Raw genomic sequence first — 13,589 nt, 5'->3', positions numbered from 1 at the left:
AAAATCTCAACCGGCAGATATAGTAAAAAGTCGGACAGCGGTTTATTCTACCCAACGGCATTGGCTGTATTTACAGCGAATGCCGTTTTCTTTTTCTATACTGATAACAATGACTAATAAACAGGTGATCGCCATCTGTTTTGGCACTTAACCAGGGAGCAAGGGATGTTGCTGATGAAAACGAATTCTGCAAGGTTGGCACTGTTTAGTGCTTGCCTGGTGCTTGCCGGTCAGATGCAACCCGCATTGGCAGGTATTCCGCCTGTATCCGCGCCTGTAACGGCAACCTATACCCCATCGCAGGCCCAGCGACATCTGCTGGCCACGCTTCCTGCTGGTTATAAACCGTTTTATCTGACGACCCTGGCTTCGCTGTATGCGACCCAGGGCATGCAGCCACTGTGGCAGGATCGGCAGGCTGTGCAGCAGTTCCAACAGCAACTGGCTGAGGTGGCCATTTCTGGCGTGCAGCCGCAGTTTAATCTGTGGGTTAAACTGCTGACCGATCCTTCGATAACCGGAATGGCGCGTGATGTCGTGCTGTCCGATGCGATGCTGGGCTATCTGCAGTTTGTCTCCACGGTGCCCGCCAAAGGGGAAACCTGGCTGTACAGCAACGTGCCCTATAAGCTGGAAGTGCCCACCCTGTCGGTGATTAATCAGTGGCAGAGAGCGGTTGAACACGGTGGAACCAATGCCTTTGTCACCTCGCTTGCGCCGCAGCACCCGCAATATGTTCTGATGCATCAGGCGCTGAAAACCCTGCTGGCAGATAATCATCCCTGGCCGCAGCTGGCCGCGAAACAGACCCTGAAGCCGGGACAACTGAGTGATGATGTTCCTGCACTGAGGGCAATTCTTGCGCGCACCGGAATGATGACCGCCAGCGCCGAAGGACCGAAGCCGACCGATGAACCCGTCCCGACCACCAGCGTACCGGCGTCTTTCGTGGATGAAGAGATAGCCTCGACACCAGCGCCTAAGCCGGTTGATGAGCAGGCGACCGTCAGTCCTTCCGCCACGCCGCTGCCGGAAAATCCCAATGCTGCCAACACGCCTGAGCTGGCCGGTCAGGTGCAGGGAAATGCCGTGCCCGCCGACCCAACACATATCTATTCTGCTGAGCTGGTCGAAGCAGTAAAACGCTTCCAACGCTGGCAGGGGCTTGAGCCGGATGGTGCGATTGGCCCACGGACCCGTGAATGGCTGAACGTTTCGCCGCAGCTTCGTGCTTCTCTGCTTGCGCTGAATATTCAGCGTTTGCGTCTGTTGCCTGATGATATGCATAACGGGATTATGGTAAATATCCCGAACTACTCGCTGATCTATTATCTCAACGGCAGTCAGATCCTGGCGTCGAGGGTTATTGTGGGCCGACCAGACCGCAAAACGCCTCTGATGCGCAGCGCACTGAATAACGTGGTGCTTAACCCGCCATGGAATGTGCCGACTACGCTGGTCCGTCAGGATATTGTGCCGAAAGTGAAGCAGGACCCGGCTTATCTCTATAAACATAACTACACCTTGCTCTCTGGCTGGAGCAATGATGCGGAAGTCATCGATCCGTCGATGATCGACTGGCGGATGGTTTCAGCGGCGTCGTTCCCTTACCGCATACGTCAGGCGCCGGGTGCGACGAATTCGCTGGGAAGGTATAAGTTCAATATGCCTAGCTCAGACGCCATCTATCTGCACGATACGCCGAACCATAACCTGTTCCAGAAAGACATCAGGGCGCTGAGTTCTGGCTGTGTCCGTGTGAATAAAGCGTCTGATTTGGCCAACCTGCTGTTACAGGATGCGGGATGGAATGACACGCGCATTTCAAGCACGCTGAAAGAAGGTGACACCCGCTACGTGCCGATTCGTCATCGCATTCCGGTCAATCTTTACTACCTGACGGCGTGGGTGGCGGATGATGGTAAGGCGCAATATCGTACAGATATTTACAATTATGATAAGACGGCGCGTTCTGGCGTGCAGAGTATGGCTGCTGCTGGTCAATTAATGCTCTAATGGTTGATTCTTCAGGTGTTCCGGCTCAGGGCAAACTGGGCCGGTCACCTCGGCTTCCAGACAGGTGTTGATATTTGCCGAAGCTGTCACATTTCCCCGGTTGACTCAGCTATTCTCCCCGGTTATGGTTCCAAACGGTGACCATTTTGCACCATTTCAGAACATTTAGCCGGGTAATACAGATTAATGAATAATTTTGACTCTCATCGCCGTAAGTGGCTGACATTAGGAGGCGCTGCATTAGGTTGTGCATTGCTTCCCCGACAGGCTTTCGCCTCGCTCTCCACCTCGCGTCCTCGTGTATTAACATTGAATAACCTGAATACCGGTGAAACGCTCAAAACTGAGTTTTTTAACGGGAAAAGTTACGACAAGGATGAGTTGTCACGTTTGAATCATTTCTTCCGTGATTATCGGGCCAACAAGGTCAAGAACATCGATCCGCATCTGTTCGATCAGCTTTATCGTTTGCAGGCGTTGCTCGATACCCGCAAACCGGTGACGTTGATATCGGGGTATCGTTCGCTGGCGACCAATAATTCCCTGCGGGCCCACACCAAAGGCGTAGCAAAGCACAGTTACCACACGCTGGGTCAGGCGATGGATTTACATATTGACGGGATTGCATTGAGCAATGTTCGCAAAGCGGCGCTTTCCATGGGCGCTGGTGGTGTAGGATACTACCCAAGCAGTAACTTTGTGCATATTGATACCGGGCCGGCACGGCACTGGTAAGATGAAATTCCGGTAGGGCCATGGCTCGCCGGTAACGGAGTGTTATGGACTATCAAATTATCCCGGTGACGGCATTCGCCCAGAATTGCTCGCTAATCTGGTGCGCGGAAACCCTGCAGGCAGCGGTGGTTGACCCCGGCGGCGATGCCGAAACCATTCAGGCGCATGTGGCCGAAAAAGGCGTTACCGTAACGCAAATTCTGCTGACCCACGGACACCTTGATCATGTTGGCGCCGCTGCCGAACTGGCGGCTTTTTATGGCGTGCCGGTTGTTGGTCCACATAAAGCGGATGCTTTCTGGCTGGAAGGTTTACCTGCTCAGAGCCAGATGTTCGGCTTCCCCTATTGCGCGCCCCTGACGCCAGATCGCTGGCTGGAAGAGGGGGAAACCGTGCAGCTCGGCAACATCACCCTCGAGATCCTGTTATGCCCTGGCCATACGCCCGGTCACATCGTGTTCTTTGACCGTGCTTCTCGCCTGCTGGTCTCCGGTGACGTGATCTTTAACGGCGGCGTAGGGCGTTCTGATTTTCCTCAGGGCAGCCATGCGGACCTGATCGCATCCATTAAGACCAAGCTTTTACCGCTGGGTGACGACGTGACCTTTTTACCGGGACATGGGCCGATGTCCACACTGGGCCGTGAAAGAATTTCGAACCCGTTCCTGCAGTAACGCGCGCGGGGAAAAAAGACACAAAAAAGCCTGCATTAAGCAGGCTTTTTTTATGCTCAGTCGCCGGTTTACAGCACGGCGACAATCGCTTCACACAGCGGAGCCATATTATCTGGCGTCATGCCCGCCACGTTAACGCGACCTGAATTCACCGCATACACGCCGAACTCTTCGCGCAGGCGAACCACCTGGTCTTTCGTCAAACCGCTGAATGAGAACATGCCATTCTGCTTGATGATAAAGCTGAAATCCCCTTTAGCGCCTTTCTCCTGCAGGGTGTTCACAAACAGCTGACGCATACGGTGGATGCGTTGACGCATGTCTGCCAGTTCCTGCTCCCAGATAGCACGCAGAGCCGCGTTACCGAGGATGGTGGCCACTACCGCCGCACCGTGCGCCGGTGGGTTAGAGTAGTTTGCACGGATGGTGGCTTTCACCTGGCTGAATGCGGTATCCGCTACCGATGCTTCGCTGGCAACCAGCGTCAGTGCGCCAACGCGTTCGTTATACAGACCGAAGTTTTTCGAGTAAGAGCTGGCGACGATCAGTTCCTGATGGCTGGCCGCAAAAATACGCAGGCCTTCAGCATCTTCTTCCAGACCCCGGGCAAAGCCCTGATAGGCGAAGTCGAACAGCGGCAGCCAGCCACCGGCCAGTGACAGCTCGGAAAGTTGTGCCCACTGTTCAGCCGTCGGATCAATACCGGTCGGGTTATGGCAGCAGCCATGGAACAGCACCACGTCACCGGCTGCAACCTCACGCAGGGCGTTAACCATGCCGTCAAAGTCGAGGGAGTGATTGGCCGCGTCGTAATACTGGTACTCGCAGACTTCAAGACCCGCGGATTCAAACACATTTTTATGGTTCGGCCAGCTTGGGTTGCTTACCCAGATGCGCTTCGCGCTGGTCTGAGTGGCAATAAAGTCAGCCGCAACGCGCAATGCACCGGTTCCACCTGGGGTCTGCGCTGTGCGGGCACGCTTGGTGCTCACAATGGCGTTGTCTTTCCCAAACAACAGTTCCTGAGTGCACTTACCGAAGTCGGCCAGTCCATCGATGCTGAGGTAATTTTTGGTGGTTTCATTCTCTAACAGATACTGCTCAGCTTTCTTCACGCTGGTGAGTACCGGTGTTTTGCCGGTTTCGTCTTTATAGACACCAATGCCCAGATTGATCGTATTTGGGCGATCGTCGGCACGGAAGAGATCGGCTAAACCAAGAATAGGGTCGGCGGGTGCAGCTGCAATGCGTTCAAACATAGTCGAAGTCCGTTAGCTTAATCTAAAGCGAAGTGAGGACTCAGGTTACGCCACAGCGCACAAATTGCCAACCGTTTGCGTTAAAAATCACAGGGAACAGAGTGAGGGTAATTAATCAGAGGGAGAAAGCGGGGCGGAGGAAACAAAAACGGGGCCGAAGCCCCGTTTTGACGTTGCGCGGTGGTGACGCGAATCACCCCGGCAGTGCAGCTTATTAGAACTGGTAAACCAGACCCAATGCTACGGTATCGCCTGAACCTATGCCCAGTTTGTTGTCGTCATCAATCTGGTTGATGATGTAGTCAACATAGGTAGACATGTTTTTATTGAAGTAGTAAGTCGCGCCCACTTCGAAGTATTTAACCAGGTCAACATCGCCAACGCCTTCGATATCTTTGCCTTTAGTCTGAACGTAGGCAATGGACGGACGCAGACCGAAGTCGAACTGGTACTGTGCAACTAACTCGATGTCCTGAGTTTTGTTAGCGTAGCCAGCAACAGCGTTAGACACACCATTGGCGTCGATGATGTTACCAGAGATACGGGTAGCGTTACGGCCTTCAGCATAAGATGCGGCCAGGTAAACGTTGTTTGCATCATATTTCAGAGCAGTGCCCCAGAACTCTGCACGGTCACCACGACCCAGAGCCAGGTCAGTGTTCTGGCCGTCAACACGGTCCTGAGAGCTATAAGCACCTACGATGCCAACACCGATTGGTGAGGTGTAAGAAGTCGACACACCGTAGCCGTCGCCGTTAGAGCGCTGCAGGTCATCACGTTCGTTTTTGCCCTGGTACTGAGCTGCGAAGTCCCAGCCATCAACCAGACCAAAGAAATTGGTGTTACGGTAAGTCGCCACGCCGCCGGTACGGCTGGTCATGGTATCAGACTGGCCGAAGTCGCCACCGAATTCTGGCAGCATATCTGTCCAGGCCAGTGCGTCATAAGCGATGCCGTAGTTACGACCGTAATCTACAGAACCGTACTCAGCGAATTTCAGACCAGCAAAGCCCAGACGGGTTTTGTTGCCGTCTTGCGCGTCAGAACCTTCAGAGTTGTTTGCCTGGATGTTGTATTCCCACTGGCCGTAACCGGTCAGCATGTCGTTGATCTGGGTTTCACCTTTGAAACCAAAACGGACATAGGACTTATCGCCATCACCGCCGTAGCTGTCGTCGTCTGATGAGAAGTAGTGCAGACCAACAGCTTTACCATAGAGGTCCAGCTTGTTGCCGTCTTTGTTATAGATTTCTGCTGCATTGGCTGCACCAGCTGCTAACAGGGCTGGGATAACCAGTGCCAGAATGTTGCGCTTCATCATTTTTTATTACCCTCATTGGAGTTATTTGGACACCTGCCACTGCCGTCAACAATTCTTTACAGAACCCCGAAGAGAGTTTGGTGTCTTCCTGTGTCTGCACGCATCTTTCCATTCGCTGAGCGGATTATCTAGCCCGAAAATGCTACTAATCTCCTATTCTAGTAACAAGAGGAAAATATGTATTACAAAATGTAAGAATCACGGAACTTTGTGAACTATATCTAAATTTACAAAAATAAAAAAAGGCCAGCGAGGCTGACCTTGAATATATATATGAATTTCTTATATTTAATGCTGAAAATCAGAAGGTAGCGTTACGCGGCGTCCTTGGGAAGGCGATAACATCTCTTACATTTTGCACACCGGTGACATAGGCGATTAATCTTTCGAAACCTAATCCGAAACCTGAATGAGGAACGGTGCCGTAGCGGCGCAGGTCACGATACCACCAGTAATCTTCTTTATTCAGACCCATTTCAGCCAGACGTGCATCCAGTACATCCAGACGCTCTTCACGCTGTGAACCGCCGATGATTTCCCCGATACCTGGGGCCAAAACGTCCATCGCCGCCACGGTTTTACCGTCGTCGTTCAGGCGCATATAGAACGCTTTGATATCTTTCGGATAGTTTTTAACCACTACCGGTGCTTTGAAGTGTTTTTCTGCCAGATAACGCTCGTGTTCTGAGGAGAGATCGATACCCCAGGAGACGGCATTTTCAAACTTCTCACCACAGGCGATCAGAATTTCTACCGCTTCGGTGTATTCCACCTGAGCAAAATCTGTGGTTACAAAACGCTCAAGGCGCGCGATGGCATCTTTGTCTACGCGCTCGGCAAAGAACTCCATATCATCACGACGCTCTTCCAGTACCGCTTTGAAGACGTATTTCAGCATGGCTTCGGCCAGTGCGGCGTTGTCTTCCAGGTCAGCAAAGGCGATTTCCGGCTCCAGCATCCAGAATTCAGCCAGGTGGCGGCTGGTATTGGAGTTTTCTGCACGGAAGGTTGGGCCAAAGGTATAGATTTTGGAGATGGCGCTGGCGTAGGTCTCGCCATTCAGCTGGCCGGATACCGTCAGGAAGGCTTCTTTGCCGAAGAAATCTTCGTCAAAGTTCACTTTGCCTTCTGGCGTGCGCGGCAGGTTTTCCATATCCAGCGTGGAAACGCGGAACATTTCTCCCGCCCCTTCGGTATCCGACGCGGTGATCAGCGGAGTAGAAACCCAGAAGAAGCCCTGCTCATCAAAGAAACGATGCAGCGCTTGCGCCAGCGTATGACGAACACGCGCCACGGCACCGATCAGGTTAGTACGCGGGCGCAGGTGAGCCACTTCACGCAGGTATTCGATGCTGTGACGTTTAGCAGCCATAGGATAGGTATCAGGATCATCCACCCAGCCGACCACTTCTACTGCAGTGGCCTGGATTTCAAAGCTCTGGCCTTCGCCCGGTGATTCCACCACTTTGCCGGTAATGATCACCGAACAACCGGTGGTCAGTCGCAGTACTTCGTCCTGATAATTATTCAGAGAATTATTGACGACAGCCTGGACGGGATTAAAGCAGGAGCCGTCATATACGGCGATGAAGGAAATACCAGCTTTTGAATCTCTTCGTGTACGTACCCAGCCACGTACGGTGACTTCACTGTCAACCGCGACCCGGCCTTGCAGTACATCCGCTACAGGCACAACGCTCATAAAAGTCTCTCACTATTAATCAGGATTAAAAAAAATACCCCGGATTTGGGGTAGTGCTATGTTACTTGCCGACTGGCGAGACACAAGAAGAATTCGTTGTTCTGCGGGAGATTTATCAGAGAAATTGCAGGAAGGAAAAGAGAAGAGGCTGAAGCTCTTCTCTTTTTATTGCGGCACTAACTGGCTTTTTTCACCAGTGGCAGATCGAAGGCTTTGCGTAAGGCGCGAACAAAGGCTTTATCCTGGCAAATCGTTTTGCCTGGGCTGTCCGAGAGTTTAGCGACCGGTTTGCCGTTACATTCAACCAGCTTGATGACGATATTCAGCGGCGTGACCTGAGGAATATCGCAGGTCAGCTTGGTACCAATGCCAAAAATCACATCCACGCGCTGGCCAAACTGGCGGTAAAGCGCCACGGCTTTTTCCAGATCCAGGTTGTCAGAAAACACCAGCGTTTTGCTGCGAGGATCGATGCCGAGGTGCTCGTAATGAGCAATGGCTTTTTCGCCCCACTCAAACGGATCGCCGGAGTCGTGACGCAGGCCCTGATAACGGGTAGCAAAGTTCTCACCGAAGTCGCGCAGGAAAGCATCCATGGTAATACAATCGGTCAGGGCAATGCCCAAACGGTCCGGATACTCCTCCAGCCATGCCTGCAATGCCGCACGCTGGCTGTTTGCCAGAACCGGGCTGATCTGCTGATGCGCCTGGAACCATTCATGGGCCTGAGTGCCCACCGGTGCGATATTCAACTGGCGCGCCACGTCATAATTGCTGGAACCGACCAACCATGGAAATTCCTGCTGCAGCGTACCGACGATAGCCAGCTGCACATCGCGGGAGAAGCGGCGACGCGTACCGAAATCCATCAGCTTAAAGCGGGACATATCCAGGTCAGCGGTCAACGCTTTAAACCCGGCCAGCTTGCTTTGCAGATGGGTGACTGCCATTTCCGGGGTGACCAGCGGCGAGCGGTGGCGATGAACCACTTCACTGATCAACGCCAGCAGCGGCACTTCCCACATGATGACGTCCAGCCATGAGCCGCTGATGCGAATATCCAGCTTGCCCTGGTGATTGCGGACCACCACCGTCGACGGGTCATAACGGTATTCGCGCAGCCAGGCCAGATAGTCCGCCTTAAAGAAGGGCAGGCCGGCAAGGTAGTCAGCTTCTTCGTCAGTCAGCGCCAGCGACTGCATGGTCGCTATCTGCCGGACAATTTCATCTGCATAAATGCCCAGCAGATCGTCACCACGGCAGCGAAACTCAGCCACCACGGAAACGTTCCGGTAACGATGGAACACCGCTTGCTGCATATGCAGCTTATAGGCATCCGTGTCCAACAAGGTGGTCAGGATCGGGGTAGCATGTCGAGTCATGGTGCGTTTCAGCATCCTCTGGCGAAGAGCGTTATCCCTGGTTCAATAAGTGGAAAAGACGCTGGAGTATAACTTGAATACTCGTTTAGTGAAGCGGATCACAACACATTACCGCGGATAAGGTCGAGGGCAATCTGTGCGCTTGTTAATGAAATGTAGCTTTTTAAGCCAAAGACCCCGTGGCATCGCGATTCAACGTGGCAACATCGGGCTAACAGGAATAGACTTGAAAAGGTTAACTAATTATCGACGTGAGAAGGACTTATGACGCAACTGCCACAAGCCAAAAATCGCCATGATTATCGTGCTCCGGATTACACCATCACGGATATCGACCTGACTTTTATTCTCGATGCCAGCACCACCCAGGTCACCGCTATCAGCCAGGTAAAACGGTTGGGGGCAGCAGGCGCAGAACTGCGTCTGGACGGTGAAGACCTGACGCTGGTTTCTCTGGACATTAACGACCAGGCCTGGACGCACTACCGTCTGGAAGACGGCGCGCTGATCCTTGAGCAACTGCCAGAAACCTTTACGCTGAAAATCTTCAACGAAATCCACCCGGATAAAAACACCGCGCTGGAAGGCCTGTATAAATCCGGTGAAGCGCTTTGTACCCAGTGTGAAGCGGAAGGCTTCCGCCACATTACCTGGTATCTTGACCGTCCTGACGTGCTGGCGCGCTTTACCACCACCATTGTGGCAGATAAGGCCCTCTATCCTTATTTACTGTCAAACGGCAACCGTGTTGATGCCGGACAGATGGAAGATGGCCGCCACTGGATGAAATGGGAAGATCCGTTCCCAAAACCTTGCTACCTGTTTGCCGTGGTCGCCGGTGACTTCGATGTGCTACGTGACAGCTTCAGAACCCGTTCCGGGCGCGATGTGGCGCTGGAAATCTTTGTCGATCGTGGCAACCTCGATCGCGCTGACTGGGCAATGACCTCACTGAAAAACAGCATGAAGTGGGATGAAGAGCGCTTCGGTCTGGAGTACGACCTGGACATCTTTATGATTGTCGCGGTGGACTTCTTCAACATGGGCGCGATGGAGAATAAAGGCCTTAACGTCTTTAACTCGAAATATGTGCTGGCCAGGGCGGAAACCGCCACCGATAAAGATTACCTCGGCATTGAAGCGGTTATCGGTCACGAATATTTCCATAACTGGACCGGTAACCGTGTGACTTGTCGCGACTGGTTCCAGCTCAGCCTGAAAGAAGGGCTGACCGTGTTCCGCGATCAGGAGTTCAGTTCCGACCTCGGATCCCGTGCCGTTAACCGTATTGATAATGTCCGCATCATGCGTGGTGCGCAGTTTGCCGAAGATGCCAGCCCAATGGCGCATCCGATCCGCCCTGAGCAGGTGATCGAAATGAACAACTTCTATACGCTGACGGTGTATGAGAAGGGGTCAGAAGTGATCCGTATGATGCATACCTTACTGGGTGAAGAAAACTTCCAGAAAGGCATGCAGGTCTACTTCGAACGTCACGATGGCAGCGCCGCAACCTGCGACGATTTTGTGCAGGCGATGGAAGATGCGTCCAACGTCGATTTATCGCAGTTCCGCCGCTGGTACAGCCAGTCGGGTACGCCGATCCTCTCAATTCGGGATGACTACAACCCGGAACTGGAACAGTACACGCTGCACGTCACGCAGAGAACGCCAGCAACCGCCGATCAAAAAGAGAAGCTGCCGCTGCATATCCCGCTGGATATCGAACTGTATGATGGCGAAGGCAAGGTGATCCCACTGCAGCATAACGGCCATCCGGTGCACAACGTGCTGAATGTGGTCGAAGAGTTCCAGAGCTTCGTCTTTGATAACGTCTATTTCCAGCCGGTTCCTTCACTGCTGCGTGAATTCTCTGCCCCGGTGAAACTGGACTACAACTGGAGCGATGCGCAGTTAACCTTCCTGATGCGCCATGCGCGCAATGACTTTGCCCGTTGGGATGCCGCTCAAAGCCTGATGGCGACCTACATCAAACTAAACGTGGCACGTCAGCAGCAGGGGCAACCGCTCTCTCTTCCGCTGCATGTGGCTGATGCTTTCCGCGCGGTGCTGCTGGAAGAAAACAGCGATCCTGCGCTGATGGCGTTGATCCTGACGCTGCCGAGTGAAAATGAAATTGCCGAGCTGTTTGAAACTATCGACCCGCAGGCAATTTCTGACGTGCGTGAATCGCTGGTGCGCCTGCTGGCAACCGAGTTGGCAGATGAGTGGCTGGCGGTTTATAACGCCAATCAAAGCGACGAATACCGCATTGAACATGCCGAAATTGGCAAACGCTCGCTGAAAAATGTCTGCCTGGGGTATCTGGCCTTTGGCGACGTCGAGCTGGCTGACAAGCTGGTTAACGCACAGTTTAGCCACGCCAATAACATGACCGACTCGCTGGCGGCGATGGCGGCCTCGGTGGCGGCTCAGTTGCCGTGTCGCGAAGCGCTGCTGGTGGCGTTTGACGAGCGCTGGCATCAGGATGGTCTGGTGATGGATAAATGGTTTGCCTTGCAGGCCACCAGTCCGGCACCGGATGTGTTAAACCGCGTGCGTGCGTTGTTAAACCACCGCTCATTTACCCTGAGCAATCCAAACCGAATCCGTTCGTTGATTGGCGCCTTTGCCTCGGCAAACCCATCGGCGTTCCACGCGGCAAACGGCAGCGGCTATCAGTTCCTGACGGAAATCCTCACCGATCTGAACACGCGTAACCCACAGGTTGCCGCGCGGATGATCGAGCCATTGATTCGCCTTAAGCGTTACGATGCCGGTCGTCAGGGGTTGATGCGTAACGCGCTGGAGCAGTTGAAAGGGCTGGATAAACTTTCAGGTGACCTTTACGAGAAAATCAGTAAAGCCCTGAGCGCCTGAGCAGGCTAAAGAGAAAGCTAAGGGGCGAATTTCGCCCCTTTTTTTAACGTTGTGCGTAGCGTTTTTCGCTTTCGACCGGCGTGCGTTTCATCACCCGATCCAGCACTTCCGCTTCCAGCTCGGCCAGGCGCACTGAGCCTTTACGTCTCGGGCGCGGCAAATCAACCTGCAGATCCAGTCCGATATTTCCCTCTTCTATCAGCAGTACCCGATCGGCCATCGCCACGGCTTCGCTAACGTCATGCGTGACCAGCAGCACGGTAAAGTTGTGCTTCTGCCACAGTGATTCAATCAGATCCTGCATTTCGATGCGGGTCAACGCATCCAGCGCACCCAACGGTTCATCCAGCAGCAGTAAACCCGGACGATGGATCAGCGCGCGAGCCAGGGCGACACGCTGCTTCTGGCCTCCGGAGAGGGCAGCAGGCCACTCTTTTGCCCGATCGGCCAGACCTACGGCTTCCAACGCTTCCAGCGCGGCCGCTTTCCAGCTTTTCCCTTTCAGCCCCAATCCGACATTATCAATCACGCTTTTCCACGGCAGCAGGCGAGCATCCTGAAACATCAAACGGGTGTCGTCGCTGGCTTCACTGAGCGGCGCATTACCGGCCAGCAGCGCGCCTGACGAGGTTTTCTCCAGACCGGCAAGCAGACGCAGCAGCGTACTTTTACCGCAACCGCTGCGTCCGACCACCGCGACAAACTGACCGGAAGGGATATGCAGATCGATATTGTTTAATACCGTCCGGCCTTTGTACTGCTTGCTGACACCGTTGATGACCAGCGGTGTACCGGCATTCAGGCGAGCCGGAGACGCGGTTAATTCGCTCATGCGTTATCCTCTTTCAGTTGATAAGCCGGATGCCAGCGCAACCAGACGCGTTCCAGTAACTGCGCGCTGACATCGGCCAGTTTACCGAGCAGGGCATAAAGAATGATCGCTACCACGACCACATCGGTTTGTAAAAACTCTCGGGCATTCATCGCCAGGTAACCGATGCCCGAACTGGCGGAAATGGTTTCGGCCACAATCAGCGTCAGCCACATCAGGCCCAGCGCAAAACGCACCCCAACCATGATTGAGGGCAGGGCGCCAGGCAACACCACCTGAATAAACAGACTCCAGCCGGACAGGCCATAACTGCGGGCCATCTCGACCAGTCCACGGTCGATATTGCGGATGCCGTGATAAGTGTTCAGGTAAATCGGGAACATGGTGCCCAGCGCCACCAGGAAGATTTTGGCCGACTCATCAATACCGAACCACAGGATCACCAGCGGGATCAGCGCCAGATGCGGAACGTTACGCAACATCTGTACGGAAGTATCCAGCAGTCTTTCGCCAAGGCGAGACATACCGGTGATCAGACCCAGCACCAGGCCAATCGAGCCGCCGATGCCAAAACCGATAGCGGCACGCCAGCTGCTGATCGCCAGGTTTTGCAGCAGTTCGCCGCTAACCGAAAGCTTCCAGAAGGTGACGACAATCGCTTCGGGCGACGGCAGAATGCGGGTTGAAAGCCAGCCGGTCTGGGAAGCAATCTGCCAGACAACGATTAACAGAGCGGGAAGGGCCCAGGGAACCAGGCTATTTCCAATGCGCGAAAGCGGCTTTTTCAT

General features: G+C 53.7%; 9 protein-coding genes and 1 pseudogene. 4 read left to right on the top strand and 6 right to left on the bottom strand.

The window, feature by feature from the left end; genetic code table 11:
* Positions 1-309: 309 nt before the first annotated feature.
* The 3 genes and pseudogenes from ldtD to AC0IXH_RS09445 form a co-directional block, all read left to right on the top strand.
* Positions 310-2,016, top strand: a pseudogene (gene ldtD / locus AC0IXH_RS09455) (L,D-transpeptidase); the annotation flags it as partial.
* Positions 2,017-2,202: 186 nt separating this feature from the next.
* A complete protein-coding gene (locus AC0IXH_RS09450; protein WP_013201542.1) occupies positions 2,203-2,751 on the top strand; it encodes a peptidoglycan L,D-endopeptidase MepK in 549 nt (182 codons plus the stop codon).
* Between the two features lie 44 nt (positions 2,752-2,795).
* Positions 2,796-3,425 (top strand): MBL fold metallo-hydrolase, encoded by a 630-nt coding sequence (locus AC0IXH_RS09445; RefSeq protein WP_346598279.1) that lies wholly within the window; start codon positions 2,796-2,798, stop codon positions 3,423-3,425.
* Positions 3,426-3,493: 68 nt separating this feature from the next.
* Here AC0IXH_RS09445 and AC0IXH_RS09440 read toward each other — a convergent pair whose 3' ends face one another.
* The 4 genes from AC0IXH_RS09440 to pncB form a co-directional block, all read right to left on the bottom strand.
* Positions 3,494-4,684, bottom strand: a complete 1,191-nt coding sequence (locus tag AC0IXH_RS09440) for an amino acid aminotransferase (protein ID WP_013201544.1) — start codon at positions 4,682-4,684, stop codon at positions 3,494-3,496.
* A 214-nt stretch (positions 4,685-4,898) separates the two neighbouring features.
* Positions 4,899-6,005 (bottom strand): porin OmpF, encoded by a 1,107-nt coding sequence (gene ompF / locus AC0IXH_RS09435; protein ID WP_346566047.1) that lies wholly within the window; start codon positions 6,003-6,005, stop codon positions 4,899-4,901.
* 301 nt (positions 6,006-6,306) lie between these two features.
* Positions 6,307-7,707, bottom strand: a complete 1,401-nt coding sequence (gene asnS / locus AC0IXH_RS09430; protein WP_346566049.1) for an asparagine--tRNA ligase — start codon at positions 7,705-7,707, stop codon at positions 6,307-6,309.
* A 176-nt stretch (positions 7,708-7,883) separates the two neighbouring features.
* A complete protein-coding gene (gene pncB, locus AC0IXH_RS09425; RefSeq protein ID WP_013201547.1) occupies positions 7,884-9,089 on the bottom strand; it encodes a nicotinate phosphoribosyltransferase in 1,206 nt (401 codons plus the stop codon).
* Positions 9,090-9,353: 264 nt separating this feature from the next.
* Here pncB and pepN point away from each other — a divergent pair, with 264 nt between their 5' ends.
* Positions 9,354-11,969: an aminopeptidase N gene (gene pepN / locus AC0IXH_RS09420; protein WP_471720355.1), complete on the top strand. Its 2,616-nt coding sequence runs from the start codon at positions 9,354-9,356 to the stop codon at positions 11,967-11,969.
* Between the two features lie 43 nt (positions 11,970-12,012).
* Here the strand turns inward: pepN and ssuB are convergent, their stop codons facing one another.
* Positions 12,013-12,801, bottom strand: coding sequence for an aliphatic sulfonates ABC transporter ATP-binding protein (ssuB, locus tag AC0IXH_RS09415; protein WP_013201549.1), 789 nt, complete (start codon positions 12,799-12,801; stop codon positions 12,013-12,015).
* Positions 12,798-13,589 (bottom strand): aliphatic sulfonate ABC transporter permease SsuC, encoded by a 792-nt coding sequence (gene ssuC, locus AC0IXH_RS09410; protein ID WP_013201550.1) that lies wholly within the window; start codon positions 13,587-13,589, stop codon positions 12,798-12,800. The genes ssuB and ssuC overlap by 4 nt, the downstream gene beginning before the upstream one ends.

The sequence above is a fragment of the Erwinia sp. AC075 genome (genome assembly GCF_979253995.1).
This window is presented reverse-complemented; position numbering and strand designations above follow the sequence as displayed.

What these genes read in the sequence shown, in the direction of transcription:
- AC0IXH_RS09450 (WP_013201542.1), top strand. Translation starts at nt 2,203, where the DNA reads ATGAATAATTTTGACTCTCATCGCCGTAAGTGGCTGACATTAGGAGGC.
- AC0IXH_RS09445 (WP_346598279.1), top strand. Translation starts at nt 2,796, where the DNA reads ATGGACTATCAAATTATCCCGGTGACGGCATTCGCCCAGAATTGCTCG.
- AC0IXH_RS09440 (WP_013201544.1), bottom strand. Translation starts at nt 4,684, where the DNA reads ATGTTTGAACGCATTGCAGCTGCACCCGCCGACCCTATTCTTGGTTTA.
- ompF (WP_346566047.1), bottom strand. Translation starts at nt 6,005, where the DNA reads ATGATGAAGCGCAACATTCTGGCACTGGTTATCCCAGCCCTGTTAGCA.
- asnS (WP_346566049.1), bottom strand. Translation starts at nt 7,707, where the DNA reads ATGAGCGTTGTGCCTGTAGCGGATGTACTGCAAGGCCGGGTCGCGGTT.
- pncB (WP_013201547.1), bottom strand. Translation starts at nt 9,089, where the DNA reads ATGACTCGACATGCTACCCCGATCCTGACCACCTTGTTGGACACGGAT.
- pepN (WP_471720355.1), top strand. Translation starts at nt 9,354, where the DNA reads ATGACGCAACTGCCACAAGCCAAAAATCGCCATGATTATCGTGCTCCG.
- ssuB (WP_013201549.1), bottom strand. Translation starts at nt 12,801, where the DNA reads ATGAGCGAATTAACCGCGTCTCCGGCTCGCCTGAATGCCGGTACACCG.
- ssuC (WP_013201550.1), bottom strand. Translation starts at nt 13,589, where the DNA reads ATGAAAAAGCCGCTTTCGCGCATTGGAAATAGCCTGGTTCCCTGGGCC.